20 protein-coding genes and 3 tRNA genes are annotated in these 23,585 nt (G+C 42.4%); 16 read left to right on the forward strand and 7 right to left on the reverse strand.

Annotation, left to right across the window (positions count from 1 at the left end; all coding sequences use genetic code 11):
• Nucleotides 1–111 precede the first annotated feature (111 nt).
• From Q0171_RS03075 to wecB, 4 genes are all read left to right on the forward strand, one after another.
• Nucleotides 112–1,161 carry a glycosyltransferase gene (locus Q0171_RS03075; protein ID WP_299326684.1) on the forward strand — a complete coding sequence of 350 codons (1,050 nt, stop codon included), beginning with the start codon at nucleotides 112–114 and terminating at the stop codon, nucleotides 1,159–1,161.
• Between the two features lie 22 nt (nucleotides 1,162–1,183).
• Nucleotides 1,184–2,419 carry a class I SAM-dependent methyltransferase gene (locus tag Q0171_RS03080; RefSeq protein WP_299326686.1) on the forward strand — a complete coding sequence of 412 codons (1,236 nt, stop codon included), beginning with the start codon at nucleotides 1,184–1,186 and terminating at the stop codon, nucleotides 2,417–2,419.
• A 111-nt stretch (nucleotides 2,420–2,530) separates the two neighbouring features.
• Nucleotides 2,531–3,691 (forward strand): glycosyltransferase, encoded by a 1,161-nt coding sequence (locus Q0171_RS03085; RefSeq protein WP_299326688.1) that lies wholly within the window; start codon nucleotides 2,531–2,533, stop codon nucleotides 3,689–3,691.
• Nucleotides 3,643–5,946: a UDP-N-acetylglucosamine 2-epimerase (non-hydrolyzing) gene (wecB, locus tag Q0171_RS03090; RefSeq protein WP_299326690.1), complete on the forward strand. Its 2,304-nt coding sequence runs from the start codon at nucleotides 3,643–3,645 to the stop codon at nucleotides 5,944–5,946. The genes Q0171_RS03085 and wecB overlap by 49 nt, the downstream gene beginning before the upstream one ends.
• 595 nt (nucleotides 5,947–6,541) lie before the next feature.
• On the opposite strand, the gene Q0171_RS03095 is transcribed toward wecB, so the two are convergent.
• Together Q0171_RS03095 and Q0171_RS03100 are read right to left on the reverse strand one after the other, a co-directional pair.
• A complete protein-coding gene (locus Q0171_RS03095) occupies nucleotides 6,542–7,618 on the reverse strand; it encodes a sulfatase-like hydrolase/transferase (RefSeq protein ID WP_299326692.1) in 1,077 nt (358 codons plus the stop codon).
• Between the two features lie 85 nt (nucleotides 7,619–7,703).
• The gene (locus tag Q0171_RS03100; protein ID WP_299326694.1) at nucleotides 7,704–8,243 is read right to left on the reverse strand and encodes a hypothetical protein; all 540 of its coding nucleotides are present in this window, start codon (nucleotides 8,241–8,243) and stop codon (nucleotides 7,704–7,706) included.
• A 717-nt stretch (nucleotides 8,244–8,960) separates the two neighbouring features.
• Between Q0171_RS03100 and Q0171_RS03105 the strand changes: the two genes are divergently transcribed.
• Both Q0171_RS03105 and Q0171_RS03110 read left to right on the forward strand, forming a co-directional pair.
• A complete protein-coding gene (locus Q0171_RS03105) occupies nucleotides 8,961–9,845 on the forward strand; it encodes a glycosyltransferase (protein ID WP_299326696.1) in 885 nt (294 codons plus the stop codon).
• Complete coding sequence (locus Q0171_RS03110) at nucleotides 9,835–11,013, forward strand: glycosyltransferase family 2 protein (protein WP_299326698.1); 1,179 nt, start codon at nucleotides 9,835–9,837, stop codon at nucleotides 11,011–11,013. The genes Q0171_RS03105 and Q0171_RS03110 overlap by 11 nt, the downstream gene beginning before the upstream one ends.
• 47 nt (nucleotides 11,014–11,060) lie before the next feature.
• Here the strand turns inward: Q0171_RS03110 and Q0171_RS03115 are convergent.
• Both Q0171_RS03115 and Q0171_RS03120 read right to left on the reverse strand, forming a co-directional pair.
• Nucleotides 11,061–11,136: transfer RNA gene (locus tag Q0171_RS03115), tRNA-Ala, on the reverse strand.
• Between the two features lie 49 nt (nucleotides 11,137–11,185).
• A tRNA-Val gene (locus tag Q0171_RS03120) sits at nucleotides 11,186–11,261 on the reverse strand.
• Here Q0171_RS03120 and Q0171_RS03125 point away from each other — a divergent pair.
• Complete coding sequence (locus Q0171_RS03125; protein WP_299326700.1) at nucleotides 11,235–11,387, forward strand: hypothetical protein; 153 nt, start codon at nucleotides 11,235–11,237, stop codon at nucleotides 11,385–11,387. The two genes, Q0171_RS03120 and Q0171_RS03125, sit on opposite strands and share 27 nt — an antisense overlap.
• 13 nt (nucleotides 11,388–11,400) lie before the next feature.
• On the opposite strand, the gene ybeY is transcribed toward Q0171_RS03125, so the two are convergent.
• A complete protein-coding gene (gene ybeY / locus Q0171_RS03130; protein ID WP_299326701.1) occupies nucleotides 11,401–12,009 on the reverse strand; it encodes an rRNA maturation RNase YbeY in 609 nt (202 codons plus the stop codon).
• 147 nt (nucleotides 12,010–12,156) lie between these two features.
• On the opposite strand from ybeY, the gene Q0171_RS03135 reads away from it, so the two are divergent.
• A complete protein-coding gene (locus Q0171_RS03135; RefSeq protein ID WP_299326703.1) occupies nucleotides 12,157–13,329 on the forward strand; it encodes a hypothetical protein in 1,173 nt (390 codons plus the stop codon).
• Nucleotides 13,330–13,346: 17 nt separating this feature from the next.
• Here Q0171_RS03135 and fliI read toward each other — a convergent pair whose 3' ends face one another.
• Nucleotides 13,347–14,693 carry a flagellar protein export ATPase FliI gene (gene fliI / locus Q0171_RS03140; protein WP_299326705.1) on the reverse strand — a complete coding sequence of 449 codons (1,347 nt, stop codon included), beginning with the start codon at nucleotides 14,691–14,693 and terminating at the stop codon, nucleotides 13,347–13,349.
• A 167-nt stretch (nucleotides 14,694–14,860) separates the two neighbouring features.
• Between fliI and tig the strand changes: the two genes are divergently transcribed.
• From tig to Q0171_RS03175, 7 genes are all read left to right on the forward strand, one after another.
• Nucleotides 14,861–16,294 (forward strand): trigger factor, encoded by a 1,434-nt coding sequence (tig, locus tag Q0171_RS03145; protein WP_299326707.1) that lies wholly within the window; start codon nucleotides 14,861–14,863, stop codon nucleotides 16,292–16,294.
• Nucleotides 16,263–16,901 carry an ATP-dependent Clp endopeptidase proteolytic subunit ClpP gene (clpP, locus tag Q0171_RS03150; RefSeq protein ID WP_299326759.1) on the forward strand — a complete coding sequence of 213 codons (639 nt, stop codon included), beginning with the start codon at nucleotides 16,263–16,265 and terminating at the stop codon, nucleotides 16,899–16,901. Before tig ends, clpP begins: the two co-directional genes overlap by 32 nt.
• A gap of 33 nt (nucleotides 16,902–16,934) precedes the next feature.
• Nucleotides 16,935–18,026 (forward strand): diguanylate cyclase, encoded by a 1,092-nt coding sequence (locus Q0171_RS03155; RefSeq protein WP_299326708.1) that lies wholly within the window; start codon nucleotides 16,935–16,937, stop codon nucleotides 18,024–18,026.
• Nucleotides 18,004–18,537 carry a peptide deformylase gene (gene def, locus Q0171_RS03160; protein ID WP_299326709.1) on the forward strand — a complete coding sequence of 178 codons (534 nt, stop codon included), beginning with the start codon at nucleotides 18,004–18,006 and terminating at the stop codon, nucleotides 18,535–18,537. Before Q0171_RS03155 ends, def begins: the two co-directional genes overlap by 23 nt.
• Before the next feature lie 448 nt (nucleotides 18,538–18,985).
• Nucleotides 18,986–19,627, forward strand: a complete 642-nt coding sequence (locus Q0171_RS03165) for a class I SAM-dependent methyltransferase (protein ID WP_299326710.1) — start codon at nucleotides 18,986–18,988, stop codon at nucleotides 19,625–19,627.
• A gap of 69 nt (nucleotides 19,628–19,696) precedes the next feature.
• Nucleotides 19,697–21,544: an arginine decarboxylase gene (speA, locus tag Q0171_RS03170; protein ID WP_299326711.1), complete on the forward strand. Its 1,848-nt coding sequence runs from the start codon at nucleotides 19,697–19,699 to the stop codon at nucleotides 21,542–21,544.
• Nucleotides 21,545–21,563: 19 nt separating this feature from the next.
• Nucleotides 21,564–22,103: a hypothetical protein gene (locus tag Q0171_RS03175; RefSeq protein ID WP_299326712.1), complete on the forward strand. Its 540-nt coding sequence runs from the start codon at nucleotides 21,564–21,566 to the stop codon at nucleotides 22,101–22,103.
• 38 nt (nucleotides 22,104–22,141) lie between these two features.
• On the opposite strand, the gene Q0171_RS03180 is transcribed toward Q0171_RS03175, so the two are convergent.
• A tRNA-Pro gene (locus Q0171_RS03180) sits at nucleotides 22,142–22,219 on the reverse strand.
• Nucleotides 22,220–22,481: 262 nt separating this feature from the next.
• On the opposite strand from Q0171_RS03180, the gene prfB reads away from it, so the two are divergent.
• A complete protein-coding gene (prfB, locus tag Q0171_RS03185) occupies nucleotides 22,482–23,579 on the forward strand; it encodes a peptide chain release factor 2 (protein ID WP_299326713.1) in 1,098 nt (365 codons plus the stop codon).
• Nucleotides 23,580–23,585: the final 6 nt, after the last annotated feature.

Here is a 23,585-nt window from a genome sequence, read left to right on the forward strand (position 1 = left end):
AGCAACATAGGCAATATGCTTTTTGGTGCGCGAATTTATAAATTTAATAAGTGGTTTGAGATTTTTTTTGTTAAAATTCATCATTTAATAATTTAATGTTAGGCTTGCTGTATGATTGTTGATATGTCGCAAATCGCGCAAAATAAGTCGATGAGAGAACATCTGCCGCCCATCTCTATTATCACCATTACTTATAATGGTATCGCAGAAATTACTGAGACAATGGATTCTGTGGTGGGGCAGGACTATCCGCATATACAATACATCATCATTGATGGGGCAAGCAATGATGGCACGAGAGAAAAAATTATAGAATATATCGCCTCGTGTGCGGATATAGATTCTAGAAATAATGGAGACTCTAAAGAAACTGCGTTTTCTAAAGAAACATCGGCTGATAGCGAGCAGTATCCTTTGTTTGCTAAAGAAAATACGCAAGCCCAAAGCAGAATCTACCTTGAAGCCACGCATAGAGAGAAAAATTTTACTTTTAAATTCTTAAGCGAGTGCGATAGCGGAATCTATGATGCGATGAATAAAGGCATAGACCTTGCCACAGGGCAGTGGTGCAACTTTATGAATTGTGGAGATAGATTTTATAGCCCAAATACGCTAAAAGAGTTTTTCACGCATTTTTTACAAAGCGCGCAAGATGCGCCACAAACACAGCCCCACACCGCGCAAGAGCAAGCAGCCCCCCAAACCACTCCCCAAATCCTTTATGGCGACTCCCAGCTCATCTATGATGAAGCCCACTCTAAGATTCTCTACGCCTCCACCAAACCGCATAAATACAAGCACCACTTTATCCATCAATCCGCCTTTATCGCCACCCCCCTTATGCGAGCCTACCGCTATGACACAGGCTTTAAAATCGCGGGAGACACGGACTTTTTCGCCAAGGCTTACAATAATGGAGCGAGATTCCAGCATATCCCCATTGTCGTCTCAAACTTTAGCCTAGAGGGCGTAAGCTCTAAGCTCTCTAGGCAAATGTTTAAAGAAGACTGCCAAATCGGCTATAAATACAACCGCCTTTTCCCTATAATGCACACACTCAAATATCTGTTTTGGATAATCCCGCGCGTATGTATCCGCAACGCCATTCCAGCAAGATTCCGCAGTCAAGCTAGAATCTTGCTTGGCAAGAAAACAAGCTAATCCCACATTGCAAGGAGTTTTTATGTATCTTAACACCCCATCAAAGAAGCCCACACTTAAGGGCATTTTACGCAAGTGCTACCGCAAAGCTCAAGCCATCTTTGGGCAAATAGATTTTGTCCCAAGCGGACATTTCTACTCGCCCATTGCTAATGCCAAAGAGATAGAAGAGGGTATTGCCGCACGCTCTTATGAGCCAAGCGATTTAATGGGTATAGATTTAAAGCTAAAATCCCAAAGAGCATTGCTTAAAGAGTTTGCCAAGCTTTATACAGAGCTGCCATTCACAGAATCTAAGCAGCCCCATTTACGCTACTACTTTGACAACCAAGCCTACTGCCACAGCGATGGAATCTGTCTATATTCTATGATACGCCACTTGCGACCACAAAGGATTATAGAAGTCGGCTCTGGCTTTAGCTCCGCACTTATGCACGATGTGAGAGAGCTTTTCTTCACAGGTAAAAATCTATGGGGGGGGGGGCAAAATAAAGCAGATTCTGTTTGTGAGCTAGAATCTATTTTAGATTCTGGAAAAAATGCAATAGCTCTAAGCAAGTCCGCAAAGGATTCTAGGATTTTGCACGATGGCACAAATTCTACAAACGCAGCTAGGCGACAGGATTTTGGAGATAAAAATGGGATTTTGCAAGACGGAGTCAAGGGTGCGCACTTGGGCGTGCGTAACTGCAGACTCGCCGCAGCAATCGCCATTTTTAGCCCAAAAGCCAACGCCAGAACCACAAGCAAAGCGCAATCTACCAATAAAGCCAAAACAACCCCTTTTCATATCACCCACATTGAGCCCTACCCCGCCCTTCTCCACTCTCTGCTAAAACAAAGTGATATAGACTCCCACAACACGCGCATTTTGCCACACCGCCTGCAAGAGATAGATATACGCATTTTTGAAGAGCTAAAAGCAAATGATATATTGTTTATAGATTCTACACACATTGCTAAAATCAACTCCGATGTTAATAGAATCTTTTTTGAGATTCTCCCTAGGCTTAAAAGTGGCGTATATATCCACTTCCACGATATTTTCTACCCATTTAGCTACCCTAATGACTGGCTACGCGATAAAAACTCGTGGAATGAAGCCTATGTTTTACGCGCATTTTTAAGCTTTAATTCCGTCTTTGAAATTGTGTTTTTCAACACCTGTTTAAATCATCTCTACAAAGACGAGTTTGCCGCCGCACTGCCCCTAAGCCAGAAAAACACCGGCGGAAGCTTATGGCTAAGAAAAAAATAAAGTAAAAATAGGTAAAATAAGCCATCTGGGGTGGTAATAAAGTTTTTAGTTTATTGACGCCAAACAGTTAGCAGATGGTTTCAAGCAGACATATTCTAGGGTTAAGGGTGCATGGTCAAGCAAATTTTAGTTTTATCTCTCTGTCGCAAAGGCGGTGGCTTCGAATATTATACCGACAATGTTTTGCGCCATTTTACTCTCCCATATACGATCTACCAGAGTTCTTATATCAGCAAAGAAAGCAAGATCAAAGGCGCAAAATCTATCCCCACTTATAGAGGCGAAATCTCCTTTATTTTCAATTCTATTTTCCTACTACCCTTGCTTTTAGTGCATTTTTTCTTTCTTTCAAGACATTACAGCATGTTGTATTTACCACATTTTCATTTTTGGAATCTGCCATTTATGTTGCTTTTTAGACTCCTAAAAAAGCCTGTGATTTACACAGAACACGATGGAGTCGTGCATTTTGGCGATATAAGATTCCAGCAACCACTCATCAATCTCTGTTTGAAGGTTGCCACTCATATTGTTTTTTTAACTCATCATGTCAAATCCCTTGTCCCACAAAATCTTCTAAAACATAAGCATATTGCGGTTATTCCTCACGGGATTTTTGACCTTACGGGATTGCATAATGCACCAAAAACCCGTAAACCCATGCCCACTTTACTTTTTTTTGGGCGCGTAAGCAAGTACAAGGGCATTGAATTGCTCCTTGAGGCAATACAACAAGTCCCGCTTGCAAGCTTTGAAAAGCTCGTTATCGCAGGCAAAAGCTCATATACTTATAACACCAGCCATTTAAGCAAAGGGCTTTTAGCGAAACTGGAAATTATCGATGAATTTCTGCCCCAAAAACGCATAGTGGATCTGTTTAATAATGCAGACATACTGCTTATGCCATATTTAGAGGCTAGTCAAAGCGGTGTGGCAGCCATTGCTATTGCCAATGCTATGCCTACTGTTTGTACAAAAGTAGGAGGATTGGCCGAACAATTTATTTTGAATTCTTCTTTAGCAACTGAGGGGGGGGGGGGGCAGGATGAAATATGTCATGCCACACAAGCAGATACCTCAAGAATCTGCACCCCACAAGCCTGTGCGGTTTTTGCTGAACCTAATGTCGCAAGCTTTACCAACATGTTGCTGTCGTTACTTGCAGATTCTAGCCTGTATGAATCCCTTAGTCACAATGCCACTATTCGAGCCAAAGAGTTAAGATGGCGCAATATCGCGGCACAGATAGAGGAATTTTTGAAAAAAAGTTAGATTTTTCTTTTACCAAAACAAATGTCCTTATCATCCGTTCAAATCCTTGCAATCCAGATTCTAGAGTAGAAAAAATTGCTACTAGCCTGTCAAAACTGCGCACTCATGTAAGCGTGCTTGCATGGGATAGAGACGGATCGACCGATTCAAATGAATCTAGACCAGGCTATCACATCCATAGAGTTGGTATCAAAGCTAGTTATGGCGCTGGGCTAGCCAATATTGTTCCAATGATAAAATTTCAATATAAAACCCTTGTATATTTATGGAAGAACCGCGCAAATATTGATGCAATCCATGCTTGTGATTTTGATACGGCCCTACCTGCTTTTTGCATAGCAAAACTATGTAAAAAGATATTGATTTATGACATTTTTGACTATTATGTAGATACATTCTCTGTACCAAAAAAATTAAAACCGATTATCAAGGAAATGGAAAATTTCATTATTAACCATGCCGATGCTTGCATCATCTGTTCAGATTCCCGTCTCAAACAAATTGCACCAGCCACACCAAAAAAACAAGTCATTATTCACAATGCACCCAAGAAGCCTAAATCTTTAAAAGTCTTTAAACTAAAAAATTCTAAACGCCATCGTATTAAAATTGCCTATGTGGGTTCTCTAAGCCCTCATCGATACATAAAAGAGCTTCTAGAACTGGTACAGGAAAACCATCTTTTAGAATTACATATTGCTGGCTTTGGCGTTTTACAAGATATGGTCGAACACTACGCCAAAGAATCAGATAACATAGAGTTCTATGGAAAAATATGCTATGAGGATACTTTGGCATTAGAGAACGCTTGCGATATTCTAACAGCCCTATATAATCCGGATATCACGAATCACATCTACGCAGCACCCAATAAATTCTATGAATCTTTGTTTTTAGGTAAGCCTGTTGTAATGATCAGGGGTACCGGTATGAGTGAATATGTTTTAAACTATAAGCTGGGAGAGGTTATTGATTTTTCTAAAGAGAATTTATTGCAAGCATGTATTAGACTAGTAGAAACTAATACAAAAGACCTAGAAAAAAAGCGAAAATATATATATGAAACACAATTTTCCTGGGATATTATGGAACAAAAACTTTTTGGTATATACAAAGATTTCTTTCCTCTTAGTATAAAAAAACTCATCGCCATTGTTTTTGGAACAAGGCCAGAAGCCATTAAATTAGCCCCTCTCATTAAAGAGTTGCAAGGTAAAAATAATTTTTTAGTCTGCAATATTCTCAGTAATCAACACACAGAATCCATGCTACAACCAATTCTGCAAGCTTTCGGGATACGGGCACATTTCAATCTCCATGTCCATCATAAATTTCAAACCCTACATTCCATAAGTAGCAAAATCCTAGATCGTCTAAGTCCATTACTAGCACATATAGAACCAGACCTAGTGTGTGTTCATGGCGATACAACTACCGCTTATGTTGGTGCGCTAACAAGCTTTTATCAACACATTCCCATAGCACATATCGAAGCAGGTCTTCGCACATATAATCTTAAAGCCCCTTTCCCAGAAGAATTTAACCGCCAATCGATTGCTCTTATTGCTGATTATCATTTTACTCCAACCACCACGACAAAAACTCACCTTCTAGCAGAGCATATACCAGAAAAAAATATTTTTGTGGTAGGTAATACTGCTATTGATGCTCTTCATATTACCATTAGCAAAGGTTTTACCCACCCGTTACTGGATTGGTTAGAGAATGACTTATGCCTACTATTAACCGCGCATAGGAGAGAAAATTTAGGCAGCAATTTAAAGCATATTTTTACAGCTATAAATAATCTTTTGGAAGCAATCCCCAATCTCAAAGTAATTTATCCTATCCATCCAAACCCATCCATACAGGACATGGCACAAAAATACCTCAAATCGCAAAAAAGATTGCGTATTATCCCACCGCTTGATGTGATTGCTTTTCATAATTTATTACATAGAGCAGATATTATATTGACAGATAGTGGCGGTATCCAGGAAGAAGCTCCAGCCCTACACAAGCCAGTACTCGTATTGCGAGAAACAACAGAGCGTATTGAAGGCTTGGAGGCTGGAACATTAAAGCTAGTTGGGACAGATCCAAGCTCCATTTTTCAAGCAACATATGATCTTTTGCACATAAAAACCTTATATAGAGAAATGGCCAACAAAACCAATCCCTATGGTAATGGCACAAGCTCCAGGCAAATAGTTGCTGCTTTAGAGAATATTTTTAATAATGATGGGGATGACTAGAATAAAACAAGAATACTGATATTTAGCCTCTGACTACAGCCTCCTCCACTCCAAATTGTACTTGCATTTTATTGAGGCAATCGTACTAAATACTTGTCACTCTCCACAAAATAACTGTACAAATTTTCTGTACAATACTCTAACAAACCTTTTTACTGCTTAGAATTCAAATATTCCACATATTCAACAAAAGCCAACCCTGATTATCTAGTCCATCTTTGTAGCTCCCAATGCTAAATTACATTGGCAAACTAGAGAAAGAAATATGCGTTTTTCTAAGCAGAGAGAAATACATCTAAAACACCCATAATAATTGCCTACACTGATGTTTTGCACCGCACTCCAAAAGAACCAAACTTTGTTTAATCAATTATACTTATACAAGAGATAAGCCGATATGCTGGTGGCAAGTCTAAAAAATAAGACTGCCCCCTGCTACTAGCTGAAAGCAGATTGCGCCATCATTGTAACCCATGTTTAATTTACAAATTCCAATAAACAGTCCAAATTTTGATATTTCAGCTTACATAAAAGCTACTTAGCCCATCTTCACACCATGACTTCGACGACAAAAACCATGTACGCCCAATGAGTTTTATTTGCAATTTGGAACATTAGTCCCTAATGTCATTATAGAATGGGTTTTTGCCTGATTTTCAGATCGATAAAAAAATGGCTCTTTGCCAAAGTTAGAAAATGGAATCCCATAGAAAAATCCATTTATAGGCTGGATTTTTTCAGTCAGTGGAGAATCGGTCCCTATGTATAAAAGAGACTGCACATCATAACCCATAGCTTCCAAAATTGTTGGAACAATATTAAAATGGGATGCCCTGTTGTAATTTTCTTCCAAATGCATACCAAGCCGAGATATATCACCATTACTCAAAATTACTAAAGGCACCTGTCCTTCACCAAAATACGGCTCACCGGAAGAAGTGCAATGTGTAAGACCAGGGACATCAAAAAGGTTTTGCCCATGATCAGATGTATAAATAAAAAGCACCTTTTGTTTATATTCTCGTGCAAGTAAAGCTTTAAAAAATTCATCACTTTGATATTGCACATTGGCAAGATAAAGCAAACGCTGTTTATGGCTCAAAGTATAAGAATCTAACTGCATTTTACTTGCTGAATCTATAAAACTTTGCGGAGCACGATATGGGAAATGTGAACCTTTTTTGATAATATAAGTGAAGCTTCGTTGGACATCATCGAGGTAATCTAAAGATTGCAGAATATCTAAATCCTGCAGAATTGATGTGTTGGATATATTGTGATCGACCAATTTAAGTTCATCTTGGGTAAAAAAATCATGCCCCATACCCCCACTCTGTGCGTCAAAAAGATATGTAATAAATCCGGCATTTTTGGCATAGCTCCAAATAAAAGCGTTGGAATAGAAATCGTTTGCCATTTCTGTACTCCTAAACCCCTTTCTTAATGCGATATTGCTAGTATGGGAACAATTACCAGCAGAAAAAGCACTACCATAATCAAGCGCTTTTAATGCAGAGCTACAAGGTATCTCAATACGCCTAAATGGAGAATAATCACTTCTCAAACTTTCATCAACAATCAAAACAATATGGGTGAACTGTGATTTGGCAAATGGTTTTAGTTCGGTTGTATAGGAAAAAGCTGGATGAGGATTGATAAGACTATCATACAAAAAAGCTAGGGCCAATGCTGGAGGGTTTATTGTGGAAGGAAGTTTGTTGGTCGCTGCACCCTGCCTATAAATACAAACAACTGTGCTAAAAACTATTAAAAGACAAATTATACCCCCCCCACCGCAATAAAGTATTACTCAATGAACTTACACCTTCTGTAGAGACTTGTCTAAAACACCCGCTCAATTCCATGCTTGGCATTATGACAAACCCCAAAAGCAGTAAAATAGAGCGAGATAGACTTTTTGCAATCTCAGTGCTATACATGCTAAGTGCATCAAACAGGTTATTTTTTGATTGATATAAAATGATAAAGTCAATATATTCCATCACTTTGCCACTAGCCCTATAAAAAATATCAACATACAAAGTACTAATGACCAGTATAATAACAAACACATACTTCCAAAATGACACACTCAGGGAAAGCAACACAAGCGCTACAAATAGGGCAAAATATGATAATACAAACACAATACTTTTACCCAAATAAAAAGTTTGTATGTTAATGTCAGCAAACCTTGAAATAAGGCTTGGATTTTCCATCATCACAAAACAAAATATCAATACAACTGCAATCAGCATGCGAAGCAAAATGCTATTTTTCCCTTCCAGCACCATCACTCACCATCTCCCTATTGATTTTAGCATCTGTCCAAGCAAACAGAGTCGTGCATTATACCATATTACTGATTTATAAAGCTATTTTAAAGCATAGGCTCTATAAAATCAGCGGTCAGAACACAAAAGACAAGTTTCATATCACACGCGCGCAAGCCTAATGGGAGGAGGGACCGGTTGTGTGCGTGCTTCCACTATGATTTCAACGCCGACGATGGAGTAATAATGCCTATGCCCTCTTTGCTACTCATACTTTCGCGCTTCCCCTATCCCCCAATAGGTGGAGATAAGCTTAAAAGCTATCATCTTATCAATATTTTATATAAACATTTTTCGCTTCATCTCGTATGCATAACCAATCAACCATTACAACCAGAACAAGAAATATTTTGTAAAAAATATTTTGTAACCTATAAAGTGTTTTTTAAACCAAGATATAAACATTTTTTAGCTGTATTTAAAAATCTCCTTTCACCCATGCCATTACAAGTACATTATTATTTTTTCAACGATGTGGCACAAGAGATTGAAGATAAAGCAAAACACTGTAATATTATCATAAATACTCTTGTGCGCACTTCTCCTTATGTGCTAAATCTTCGAACTCGCGCAATTAAAGTCTTGGATATAGTAGATTCCATCTATTTGCACTACCTAAGATCCAAGCATAAAACAAAATCTCCAATCTATCAAATTCTCTATACTCTAGAAACCAAAAGATTGCAAAAATACGAGCAACTATGCGTAAGCAACTATGACCTAAGCCTTTTTGTTAATCACGCAGAAGCTTCATACTACAAGCCCTATGGCGCAGTAGCTTGCCTACCAAACGGAGTGGATTCTAGACTTTTTGATGTAGCCGCAAACCCCAGCTTGCAATATAAATATAAACACACACTTGCGTTTTGTGGCAAAATGAACTATCGCCCTAATATCGATGCGATATTTTGGTTTATCCAAAATGTCTTACCTTTGCTACATAATGAAATTTCTATCCTTGTCATTGGCACAAACCCTACAAAGGAGCTTCTAAAGATGCAAATCTCTTTTCCAAATAGGATTGAGATCACAGGTTTTTTAGAGGATGTGCATACTCCTATCGCCTCTTGCATGGCAAGTATTGCGCCCATGCAAACTGGGGGAGGCATACAAAACAAAATCCTTGAAGCGATGGCACTCGGGCAAATTGTCTTTACCACTACTTTAGGGGCTTCTCCCATCTCACAAGCCAAACATAATAAACATTTGCTTGTCTTTGATGAGCCACAAGCAATGGCCGAGGGTATCAATAATCTTTTTGATAATGCAAATTTGTATTCACATATCAAGCAAAACGCAAAAGATCTAATTAAGAGACATTATACTTGGGACCATTATGAAACCTCTTTGCTACAATCAATCAATAAGCTCTTAATAACAAAATACGCTTCTAACGATATACTGATAGGGGGGGGGGCACTAGAATCTAGCGCAATCATTGTCTTTGTCCCATCGTGCCTGATTGATCATACACGCATTGATTACACATGCGATGTCAAGCAGCCTAGATCCACATATTCTACAAGTGCTTTAGCTCTCACACAGGGCGGATTCTATGCCGCCTAGCATTTTTTATAACACTCAAAATAACCCCGACAAAGAACAAAAGTCGCTCCAAAGCACACCGATCTTTTCCATCATTATCCCCACTTATAATGTAGAATCCTACATTGCTCGCTGTCTAGAATTCTGCATAAACCAAACCTTGCGCGAGATAGAAATCCTAGTGATAGATGACTGCGGAAGTGATAGCTCTATACACATCGCGCAAGACTACGCAGATAAAGATAGCAAAATTCGCATTATCAAAAATCCCAAAAATCTCGGCACATTTGGCGCAAGACTCACAGGCATAAAATCTGCCCTAGGGCTATATACCATTTTTTTGGATGCAGATGATTACCTAGCACCCAATGCCTGCGAGATAATTTATCGCCAAGCATTAAAATCTAAGATTAACACTCAAAATACAATACAGAGTCTAGAAAACCTGCCAGATATTATCCACTTCCACCCGACCTATCAAAGCGCAAAAAACGCGAGCCCCATAGCCAACATCCTACACAAAATGCGCTATATCCTGCCTACACGCTTTAGTAAAAAGCCATTGCAAAACCACCAAATCGCGCAGAACTTTTTCCTAAAAAGCTATCATTTTCCAAAATTCACCCTATGGGATAAATGCTACAAGACCACGCTTATCAAGCAGATTTTACCTTTTATGGAGGATTTTATCCCTCTTAAACTCACAATGGCTGAGGATATGCTGAAGTTTTTTGTCATTGTAGCACTAGCCCAGAGCTATGTAAGCATAAATAAGCGGCTCTATATCTACTGCCTAAATAGCAGCTCTATCACACAAAATCTGCGCGCTAAGGATAAAAAAATCGCAGATTTAGCCCATATCGTTAAAGCCCTGCCAGACCTTGCAGACAAGCTAAGAGCATACAACCCCCTTATGCCACAAATCGCGCAAAGGCTTTGTAATAATCTCATTGCTCTAATGCTTCTAGAATCACGCTTTGAACCCACTTTATCGAGCTTGCAAACAACTATCAATCAATTTCTTATCTCGCTCGATAGTTCTTACTGGGTAAATTCCAAACTATTTTCAACATTGAAAGATCGCCCATATCTGCATGCCTGTGTTCTCTCGCTTAACTATTGGAATCGCTGCTTAACTTGGATACGAATTATTGTGTATTTGGGAAGTTTTGGAAAAGTGAAGATTTAATAGTCATTACACAAGTGCTATAGACGCATGTAAAAGAAAACAAACTATGGTGGAGTGTAGGGGGATCGAACCCCTGACCTCGACGCTGCCAGCGTCGCGCTCTCCCAGCTGAGCTAACACCCCACAAAATCGCAGAATCCAAGCAAGAACAAGACAAAATCTAAAAAACAGATGGTGATCACGATTGGACTTGAACCAACGACCCCTACCATGTCAAGGTAGTGCTCTACCAGCTGAGCTACGCGATCGAATGCGGGATTCTAGCTCAAATTTGCTTAATCTCTCATAAGCCAATCCCTACACCCCCGCTAAATCCCACGCCAACTTTTACTCCAGAGTCCCAGCACTACATCATCACCAGCCTAGCACACTAAGCACTCTCCCCTACTAAGAGCACGGCTCGCTGCTGCGATCAATGAGGCTTGGCGGAAGCTTGGCAAGCGTGATGATGGTAGATTCTAGCATGCGATGCTCGCCACTATCACGCTCATGATCAAAGCCCAGCAAATGCAGCAAAGCATGCACAAAAAGCAGACAGATCTCCTGCGCAAGTGTATGACCTAGTTTCTCACTCATACGCACACACAGCGGGAGATTGATGACAATAGATCCAAGTGGCGCGCAAGGCACGCCCAAATCCTCCACACCAGATTCTACGCTAGAATCCACATCAGCCACCCACTCCTGCATGATTGGAAAGCTTAGGACATCTGTGGCATACTCGCGCCCAAGATGTCCTGCATTAAGCGCACAAATCTCTTGCTCACCGACGAAAATTAGCTCAATTTCTCTCCTACTAAAATTCTTCAAATCCTGTGCTAAACCCGACGCCAAACTCCATATCAAATCTCCAGAATCCAAGCCCTCTCTTGTAATCCTAGAATCCAGATTCTGCATTAAATCAATAATCGCAAAAAGCTCCCGTCTAAGATTTTCTAATATCTTGGAATCCAAATACTCCGTAGAATCAATAATGCTCAAAATCGATTCACTCATCACACACCTTTAAGTAAAATCACCAGCAATACAAAATCACAAAAATCTTTCTCCCACCCCCCCCTAAGCCAAATCCAACAAAATCTTTCAAGCCAAAATCAATAATGCTCGCGTATAATACCAAGATCTACCAAAAGGAGCATACAAATGCAACCACACACACCCAAGCGACAAACGCCACTCACACAGCACGCCAAAAGCACAGCTCCCCAAGCCCCAGCGGCACACCCAGCCCATCGCTTAGCGCAGTATATGTCCGTGCTATTTGCCGTGCTATTTGGCGCGCAGAGCCTCTATGCTAGCAATCGGCTAGAGCTAAAGCAAGCGCTAGAGAATCCAAGTCAAGTCAATGCAAAAAACTTCCCATTCCGCGAATTCTACACGCTAGCTATAACGCCTATGCTGGCGCTTGCTGGAGATAGGCTTACAATCACAAGCAACAAATGCAAAGGCGAAGATGATAATCTCTCTTGCAAAACAAAATCCATCGCTTTCTTGGGCATGGATTTAGCACACGATGTGCGATATACCATAGCCACAAAAGACGAACATGCACAAGCCAAGCTAGAATCTAAACTCACTCCGCCTTGCGATGAGATTTTCCGCAATCTAGCGGCGCAAGCGCGGGAAATCCACCAAGATACAAAAAAGCACCAAACATGGCAGAAGCGCGCAAATCTCGCCTGCTCTCTTCTCCCAGATTCCATAATGCTAACCCAAAACTCCACCAAAAAACAAAAAAACGACTACATGGAGAGTGCCCTAGAGACAAAACTACGCGCGCCAAATGACACAAAACTCACAATCGAGATCACAGGAATCGACCGCGCTAAAGATTTTGCCGGGCACAATATCCCTGCGATATATGCCATGATATATAGTGCCACGATGTATGACGCACTCCAAAATACCCTAGAATCACTAGGCTCTAGCAATCATATCCAAACCCCAAAAAGCATGACCAAGCTACTTGATCACACTTCCACTATCACTCGTCTAAAAGTGCTTCTTGAGTCTAAAACCCTAGGCGATGATATCTATACGCTCGCAGAATCCAAACAATCCAAGCAGGATTTCTATAAGCTCCATGGACTTGAGCAAGCAAAGATACCAGAAGCACTAGCCAAGCTTATGGAGGCAGTGCAGCAATTTATGCTAGGAAAAAGCGGGCGCATGGGGATTTTATTTGAAGCAGGAGACAAAGGCGGGATCCCCGATGGTGCGTTTGCAAGCCTAAGTCGCCATCTCGAGACACTCGATCTTGCTCGTGCTATGGAAGAAATCTCACGCTATGGCAAGCTAACAATCATCAGCAGGTAGATTCTCATCTCTATGTATCAAGATTCTATTTGAGGATTTTGCTGTGGGTTTTTGTGCGATTTGGCAAACACATCTGCAAGCGCGATGAGCGTATTCTCAAACGAGATTGATTCCTCTTCAGCTTGCTTTAAAAACTCCTCCATAACAGGCTTTATCGCTAGCGCATAATCAAGCTCCACATCGCTGCCGTGCTGGTAGGAGCCGATACGCAGGAGAATCTCATTGTCCTTTAGCAACGCGTAGTAGCGGCGGAATTGCTGGATTAGCTCTCTATGCTCTTTGGTGATGATGTCATTACTCACACGCGAAGCAGAGGCTAGGATATTGATAGGCGGATAAATCCCAAAATCTGTCAAAGCTCGCTCTAGCACGATATGCCCATCAAGGATTGATCGCGCTTGATCGGCGATGGGGTCGCTTAAGTCATCGCCTTCCACAAGCACGGTGAAAAATGCTGTGATAGAGCCCTTGCCCTCCTCCTTGCCTGCTCGCTCCATAAGCTGGGGCATAAGTGTGAGCACAGAAGGTGGATAGCCCTTGCTTGTAGGCGGCTCTCCTAGGGCTAGCCCAATTTCTCGCTGCGCCATAGCAAAGCGTGTAACAGAATCCATAATAAACAGCACATCATTCCCCAAAGATTTAAAATACTCCGCCACTGCCATAGCACTAAACGCCCCATATTTGCGCATAAGCGGCGAATCATCGCTTGTAGCGACAATTAGCACAGTGCTGCTAAGATCGCCGCCTAGAGATTTGTGGATAAACTCCGGCACCTCTCGCCCCCGCTCACCAATGAGAGCAATGACTTTTATAGGAGCTTTGCAGCCTCGCACGATCATTCCCATAAGCGTGGATTTGCCCACACCAGATCCAGCAAAAATCCCAAGCTTCTGCCCCTTGCCACAAGTAAGTAGTCCATTGATTGATCGCACCCCTACATCAAAGACCTCATCGATAATGCCACGCTTTAGCGCGCGAATGGGCGGCGTGATGATGGGCAAATGCGTGGCATTAAGCAGTGGGGGCTTATCATCAATGGGCGTGCCAAGTGGGTCAAACACACGCCCAAGCATAGATTCTGCCATAGGGAAAGTCAAGCCATTTTTCTCAATCACCACAACATCATTGATCCCAAAATGCTCCACGAAAGAGAAAGGATTAAAGCCAAAGCTCTGCCCCTCACTTAGCGTAACAATCCCTAGCGATTGACTAGAATCCTTATGCGTGATTTTGACAATATCGCCCACAGATGGGCTAATACCCTTAGCATAAATGATTGTGGGCGTGATTTTGGTGATAAGCCCATATTGCGGCGAGAGATTGGGGCGTGCGGCGAGTTTGGATTTAAGTATGTGGAGCGACATTGCTTTCCTTAACAATAAGCAGAATCTCAAGCCAACTCTTTATGCCTTTAAAGCCCTTGCAAAGGTAAAGAGCGAGCAAAGTTCGAGGAATTTTATAATGTTTTTTAGATATTTTTCGTTAAAATGCCGATATTTACCCAAAAAGCTTAAGGATAGAAAGGAATAGCATGAATCTCCAAACCTCCAAAACCAACGCCGCAAACGCCCTAGCAAAAGGCAAAATTGCCCTACAAGATTTAGAACACAAACTAGAATCTATCGCACAAAAGGCAGCTAAAACGCTTAAAATCGCAGGATTTCGCCCTGGAAAAACACCTGTGCATATTGTCAAGTCTCGCTACAAGGACCAGCTCGAGCAAGATGCGCAAAAAGAACTCGTGCAAGAAATGCTCAATGCCGCACTACAAGAGCTATCGCTAACCCCAGCCCAGCTTATCGGCGATCCGCTTATCACGAAGTTTGACAAAGGCGAAAGTGATATTGATGTCGAGATCACAATTTCGCTTATCCCAGAATTTAGTCTCGAAGGGCTAGAATCCAAGATCCCTGCGCCTAAAATCCCAACCCCTGCCAAGAAAGACATAGAAGAGCGACTTGAGCGAATCGCAAGCATGCAAGGCGATCTCATAGAATCCAAAGACAAATCTGTGAAAAAAGAACATATCGTCAATATCGACTTCGAGGGCTTTGTCGATGGCGTAGCGTTTGAAGGTGGCAAGGCAGAGGGCTTTGATCTCACCATTGGCAGTGGGCAGTTTATCCCAGGGTTTGAAGAAGCACTTATTGGCACAAAAATCGGTGATGAAAAAAATATAGAAGTCAATTTCCCAGAGAATTACCACGCTAGCAATCTCGCAGGCAAGCCAGCAACTTTTAAGGTCAAAATCAACAAAATCCAAGATCGTGCGAAAGTTGCCCTTGATGATGCGCTAGCGCAAAAGATTCTAGGGCGTGATGATGCTACGCTCGTTGAGCTAGAATCCCGCCTCCAAGAAGAGCTTGCAGGCGAAATGAAAAACCGCCACTACAATGAAGAAATGAAACAAAAATGCCTAGAAGCGCTTGATAAAGGTTATAGTTTTGACCTGCCAGATGCGATTGTCGAGCGCGAAATGGATGTGCTATTCCGCAATGCGCTTTCCACAATCCCAGAAAATGAGCTCAAAACCTACCAGCAAGATCCACAAAAAGCAAAAGAGAAGCGCGAGAGCTTCCGCGATGAAGCGCAAAAAAGCGTGAAAATCACTTTCCTTGTCGATGCCATTGCCAAGGCGCGCGGGATTAGCGTCAATGATAACGAGGTCATGTCGGCAATCTACTATGAGTCCATGATGCAAGGTCAAAATCCAAAAGAGGTGCTCGAGTATTATCGCAGTAACAACCTTATCCCAGCGGTCAAAATGGCGATGATAGAAGATCGCGTGCTTATCGCACTGCTAGATGAAAAAGCAGGGATTACAAAAGATTCTGCAGAACCTAAGAGCACAAAAGCCGCTAAACCAGAATCTAAAAGCGCGGAATCTAAAGCCACAAAGGCAAAAGAACCAAAAGCCACAGAATCCAAAAAGCCTGCCGCCAAACCAAAGGCTACTAAATCCTAAAAATCAAAGGTCTAAACTTATGAATTATATCCCCTATGTGATTGAAAAGACAGGGCGCAGCGAGCGCAGCTATGACATCTACTCAAGGCTACTCAAAGATCGCGTGATCTTGCTAAGTGGGGAGATCAACGATATGGTAGCAAGCTCCATTGTCGCGCAATTATTATTCCTAGAAGCAGAAGATCCAGAGAAAGATATCAATCTCTACATAAACTCCCCCGGTGGCGTTATCACAAGCGCGTTTAGTATCTATGATACGATGCAATATATCCGCCCAGATATTTGCACGATTTGCATAGGGCAGGCAGCGAGTGCCGGGGCGTTTTTGCTTAGCTGTGGAGCTAAGGGCAAGCGGTATTCTCTGCCAAATTCTCGCATTATGATCCACCAGCCTCTTGGCGGTGCGCAAGGACAAGCCACAGATATAGAAATCCAAGCCAAAGAGATTTTGCGGCTCAAATCAGTGCTTAATGAGATTATGGCTAGCAACACTGGGCAAACGCTCAAAAAGATCGCCCAAGACACAGAGCGAGATTTTTTCATGAGTGCCAAAGAAGCTAAAGAATATGGGATTGTGGATAAGATTCTCACCAAAAGCATTAAGTAGTGCCATAACCTAGAGCAAGCAACAAGGACAAAAATGGACAACAAGCAAGAAAAAGCATCTGACATAGGATCGAACCCTTTTCTCTCGGGAATCAATCCCGATGTGCATGCTGACATCGCGCCAGGCAGTGGCGATAATGAAGATGTCATCGGGGTGGTGGGCAGACTCTCGGAGACCGCCATCCACATGCTTCAGTCAGAATCTCTCCCGTGCTTGCCCTCCAACTACCGCTTATATTTCGAAAAGCTCTTACAAAAAGAATCTGCTAGTGTCCGCGAGAAAATCCGCGCAATCATGCGTATGCAATCTGATCTTGAAAATCGCGCACTAATCTTTGAAAAATCCGTTGGAGAGAGCCTGCGGATCATTAAACAGGTGCTAAGCTGCATGAGCGTTGTATATCAAAATTTTCTCATCGCAGAAAATGTCATCAAACAATACACCAAAGAGGCTGAACAAGCGGACAACAAGCTCACCCTCCGGAATGTGATGGATTTTTTCATACGCGATATGACTAAGGTAACCAATATCACCTCAAAGCAGCTTGACCAAATCCGCGATCTCTATGCCAAAACAGATAAAAACCTCAAACAAATCAGTCAAAACTCTGTCTATGACCTCAATCTTGATGTATATAACAAAAGTTATTTCATCGCAGTGCTGCAAAAAGAGCAAAAACTTTGTATGGAATTTAATCACTCCTCGGTGCTCATTTATGTTACCCTCTCACAAAGCCTCTCGCATGAGATTGGACAAGAGTCATCAGTGTTTGGGATACTGCTTAAAACTATGGCTAAGTTCTTACAAAAGCATATACAAACAAGCGATTTCATCGCGTATATGGGCGATGGGGTGTTTGGGATACTGCTTAAATACTCCGATATCGTTGAAGCCCAGGAGCTATGTGTGCTACTCTATCAAGCCGCACAGACGACAGATGTGTTTGTCGCAGACATGAATCTACAACTAGATATTACCTCAAGTATCGCTAAAATCATGCCCGAACGATCGATCGAAGAGACTCTAAGCGCTTGTCTCTCCACGCTCAAAATCGCCCTAGAGGAGAAACAGCACTGCAAAATCTACCAACAGGACGACATCAATGGCGATTCTGCCGATAGTTAAATACCCAGACAAGCGGCTTAAGACAAAGTCGCAGAAAGTGTGGGAGTTTGATGAGAATCTACATGCACTGCTTGATGATATGTATGAGACAATGATTGCCACAAATGGCATAGGACTAGCTGCCATACAGGTAGCAAAACCTATCTGTGCGCTCATCATCACGCTTCCTCGAGAAGACGGGGAGCAATATGAAGAAGATAGGCTTGAAATCATCAATCCCACTCTTATCAATGCCACAGGCGCAAGCCTTTATCAGGAGGGCTGCCTCTCGGTGCCCGGATTTTACGAGGAGATCGAGCGCTTCGCGGAGGTAAGTGTAGCGTATCAAAATCGCTTCGGGGAGGAGAAGGTGTTAAAAGCCGATGGTCTGCTTGCCATCGCAATCCAACATGAGATGGATCACCTTAATGGTGTGTTATTTGTTGATAAACTCCCACTACTACGCAGGAAAAAGTTTGAAAAAGAACTAAAAAGAATCCAAAAAGAGCAGAAGTCTAGCCAAACAAATTAGTCAAGCTATCTGTAATTTCACATCGCATACTCACTTCCAAACCACCGAATTATATCAAGCTACTTTTTGCCACCCTAGCATTATCATCAATCAAGGCAAACTAGAATCCGCTTATCACCAATCTACACTGCTAGCGGTGATTAGATCCATAAGCCAGGCGGATTTACTCCTCATGCTTGTGCCTATACTTTGCGCGCCAGATGCCACCATACTAAAGCACAAAGCCATGCTAGACGAGTGCTAGCCCCAGACGATTCTACCCCGCCTCTATCGCATAGGGCACAAGGCAGACAGCCCAAACAACCGCCTCATATGCAGTAAAACTTGATATAATGAGCGGCTATTCTAATTCTCAAGGAGCAAACCATGAAAACTCGTATTAAAAATACGCTAAAGCATTATAGGGACAGGATAATCGGGGGGGGGGATAGCCTCTCTCGCCGATGAAGTGCGCTTTATCCGCACGCTACTTTTGAAGCAAAATGCCAAGAATCTCAACACACTTTTTGATGTCGTCTATGAGACAAATTGGTGGGGCAATGGCTCTGGCAGCGGATCAAACGAGAATCTATGCAAGGGTTATGTCGCGTTTTTACAAGATTTTTTCAAACAACACAACATAACAAGTGTTGTTGATGCTGGGTGTGGGGATTGGCAATTTTCTAAAAATATTGATTTTAGCGGCATCACATATTATGGTTATGATGTCGCTCAATCCGTGATTGAAGCAAATACCAAAGCCTATACTAAAGAAAACATTAGCTTCACGCTCTATGATGGCGATTTTAGCAAGCTTCCTAGCGCAGATTTGATTCTATGTAAAGATGTTTTGCAACACCTGCCAAATACACATATACAAGCTTTTATTGATAATCTTTATAAATACAAATACGCCCTTATCACAAACGATATTGGGCAATGCGTAAATGAAAATATTTTACCCACACAATGCAGAAATATTGACCTGCGATGCGCGCCTTTTAATCTAGAGTGCAAAATAGTCTTTGAAATCCAAGAAAATCATCCACAAAATTGGGGGATTAGCTCAAAGCCCACAATGCTATGGATCAACCCCAACAATAACTTATAGCACAACATACAAAAGCTACTAAACATTGTATAATGCTGCCTTTGCTTAAAGCCCTGGAAGGAGTGTGCTATGGTGGATTATGGGATTAAATATTGGTCAAATGATGATTTTATTATCGAAGATGGGCTAGTGAAAGTGAATTATCAGCATAAGCCTTCCTTGCTTGAGATTGTGCAAGAAATCCGCGAGAGAGGCTATAAAGGTCCCTTGCTTGTGCGCTTTCCGCACTTAATCCACAAGCAAATAACCCAGCTCTTTACCGCCTTTCAAACCGCCATTGATGAATACCACTATACCGGCTCTTTTAAAGCTGTTTTCCCGCTCAAAGTCAATCAAATGCCAAACTTTGTGCTGCCCCTTATGGACTGCGTGCAAGGGCTGTGCTATGGGCTAGAGGCAGGCAGTAAATCCGAGCTTATCGTGGCTATGGCTTACACCAATGAACACTCGCCAATCACAGTTAATGGCTTCAAAGACAAAGAAATGATTTCCCTAGGCTTTATTGCTGCGAAAATGGGGTATGACATCACACTAACAATCGAGGGCTTAAACGAGCTAGAATCTATTATTCAAGTCGCTAAAGAGCTGGGCGCGCCCTATCCTAATATCGGCTTGCGTATCAGGCTGCACAGCACAGGCACAGGCGTGTGGGGCAAATCTGGCGGGATCAATGCTAAATTTGGGCTAACTTCTACGGAGCTTTTAGAAGCGATACGGCGGCTTGAGGACTCCAAGCTCCTAGCGCAATTTACGATGATCCACTTCCACATAGGCAGTCAAATCAGCGATATTTCTCCGCTCAAAAAAGCCCTGCGCGAAGTGGGCAATATCTATGCGGAGCTGCGCAAAATGGGGGCGAAAAATCTCACTTGTGTGAATATCGGCGGTGGATTAGCCGTAGAATACACCCAGCACGAGGGGAGCAACGATCGCAACTACACGCTAAGCGAGTTTAGTGGCGATGTCGTATTCTCGCTTAAAGAAATCGTGCGAAACAAGCAAGAAAAAGAGCCAGATATTTTCATAGAATCTGGTCGCTTTGTCTCGGCAAACCACGCTGTTTTGGTCGCGCCTGTGCTAGAGCTCTTTAGCCAAGAGTATGATGAAAAAGCCCTGCGCTTGAAAGAGAGCAACCCACCGCTAATCGCTGAAATGCTCGATCTCTACCAAAGCTTAAGTGAAAAAAACGCCATTGAATATTTGCACGATAGCCTCGATCATATGGAGTCGCTATTAACACTCTTTGATCTAGGCTATATTGATTTAACCGATCGCTCAAACACGGAGATTCTCGTGCATTTAATCATCAAAAAAGTCATAAAGCTTTTGAAGCACAAAAACCACAATGACATTATTAGAATCCAAGAGCAAGTCCAAGAGCGGTATTTGCTTAATTGCAGCTTTTTCCAAAGCCTGCCAGATTATTGGGGGCTTGGGCAAAACTTCCCTGTAATGCCCCTAGATAGGCTTAACCGCCGCCCCACTAGAAGTGCGAGTCTGTGGGATATTACCTGTGATAGCGATGGCGAGATCGCCTTTGATGCCAAAAAGCCCTTATATCTGCACGATGTCGATGTGATGAGTGAAGAGTATTTCCTAGGATTTTTCTTAGTGGGGGCGTATCAAGAGGTGCTAGGTATGCGGCATAATCTCTTCACCCACCCCACAGAGTTTAGCGTGGTGTTTGATGATGATTTAAACAAAGGCTATGAGATAGAAAACCTGCTTGAAGCGCAAAATATCCTTGATGTGCTCGATGACCTAGACTATGACACCAAAGAAATTGAGCGGATTTTGAAGCAGCGCATTGATGATTCTGGCATTAGCGATGAGGACAAAAAGGAAGTGCTAGGAATGCTCTATGTAATGCTTAGTGAAAATGGCTATTTACGCACGATTACCAAAGACATCTCCTAGGGTTTCATAAGGAAGCTACATGAGCCGCTTATGGATTATCTCACTCTTACTTCTCCTAGCCCTGCCACTATCTGCACTTGATGAGAAAACACGCGATCGCACAAGCTATCTAGGGAATTTGTGGCAACTCGCAAGCTTTCATTTAGGCTCAAGTATCGATCTAAACACCCCAAGCGGCGGAGCAATGGGGCTAAGTCTGGGCGCGAGTGCTGGGTGGAATTACTTATTTTTAAACGATGTAGATATTGGTGTGCGTGGCAGATATCTCTACTCTGGCTCCTATGCTTCCACGCACGCGCTTGGTGCCATACTCTATGTGCATTCATGGAATCCACCAAATGATGGGTTATTTTCATTTGCACTTGGCGGAGGCATGCTTATCACGCACGCCAGAGAGAGTCAAACGCTTGGTGGCTATGTCGAGGTGGGATTGGCGGGATTTAAGTTTTTCCCCGTGAATATAGATCTGCTCTATCGCGCAAGCTTTTACCCAGTAGGCAATGCACTAGGCATGGCAGAAATGGTGCATGGGATACAGATAATCTCGAGTTTTTTGTAGCGTAAAACTTGTAAGACTAGCAGAGATGCTTTTACTCGTGGTCGGAGTAGCGGGATTCAAACCCACGACCTCACCCACCCCAAGGGTGCGCGCTAATCAGGCTGCGCCATACTCCGTCAAAGCAGATAAAGCAATAATCAAAGAAGCTAGATTCTAGGAGATCCAGCTAGCGCTGGTGGAATCTAGAGCGCGCATTGTAGTGTATCTTTCTTGTATCATGGCTTAAAGTAATGCAAATAGTTTTAGAGTGGGATCGGCTTGGATCTCGGGCTAGATTCTAGGCACGCTAGAATCTCATGCCACCTGCGAGAATCTAGCGTATTAGCGATTAAGCCAATCCGTGCTACAATGCGTGATATTGCACACTAAAGGCACACAATGGATTCTTATGAATATGGCGAGTTGTTAAAAACTTTGCAAAATAAAGCACAAAATATCGCAAAGATTCTAAACCCAGATTCTCTGCAAAAGCGACTAGATGAGATTAACGAGCTAGAATCGCACCAAGAGTTTTGGAATGACGCAAAAAAGGCGGGGGAAATCACAAAGGAAAAGCGAAAATGCGAGCGGATTTTACACACTTATACGGAGATGAAAGCCGAGCTAGATGACGCAAAAGAGCTATTTGAGATAGCGCAGAGTCAAGGGGATTCTAGCACTTTGGAGCTGTTGTTTGAAAATGTAGAATCCTTGCAGAGCCACATACAAAAGGTAGAAATTGAGGTTATGCTAAGTGGGGAGTTTGACTCATCAAATGCCATTATTACCATTCAGCCCGGAGCTGGTGGGACAGAATCACAAGACTGGGCAAGTATGCTCTATCGTATGTATTTGCGTTGGAGTGAGCGGCGGGGCTTTAAGGTGGAGCTGCTAGACTATCAAGATGGCGAAGAAGCGGGTATTAAAGGAGCTGCGTTTATCATCAAGGGCGAGAATGCCTATGGGTATGCCAAAAGCGAAAATGGCGTGCATAGGCTGGTTAGAATCTCGCCCTTTGATGCTAATGCCAAGCGGCATACAAGCTTTGCTAGCGTGCAGGTAAGCCCGGAATTGAGCGAAGACATAGATATAGAGATTTTAGATAAAGACATTCGCATTGATACCTATCGTGCCAGTGGTGCGGGCGGACAGCACGTGAATAAGACAGAATCTGCTATCCGCATAACGCACTTTCCAACGGGGCTTGTCGTGCAATGTCAAAATGATCGCAGTCAGCATAAAAATAAGGCAACAGCTATGAAAATGCTGCAAAGCAAACTCTATGAGCTAGAGCGACTAAAACAAAGTGAGGGCGTGGCAAATGCCGAAAAAAGCGAGATAGGCTGGGGACATCAAATAAGAAGCTATGTCCTAGCCCCATATCAGCAGGTAAAGGACTTGCGGAGCAATTACGCTACAAGTGATACCGATGGCGTTTTAGATGGGGATATTGATGATTTAATAGAATCCGTGTTGGTGCTAGGCGGCAATCCTTAAAACCAA

It is taken from the genome of uncultured Helicobacter sp., assembly GCF_937906905.1.
In the GTDB taxonomy this organism is placed as follows: Bacteria; Campylobacterota; Campylobacteria; order Campylobacterales; family Helicobacteraceae; genus Helicobacter_B.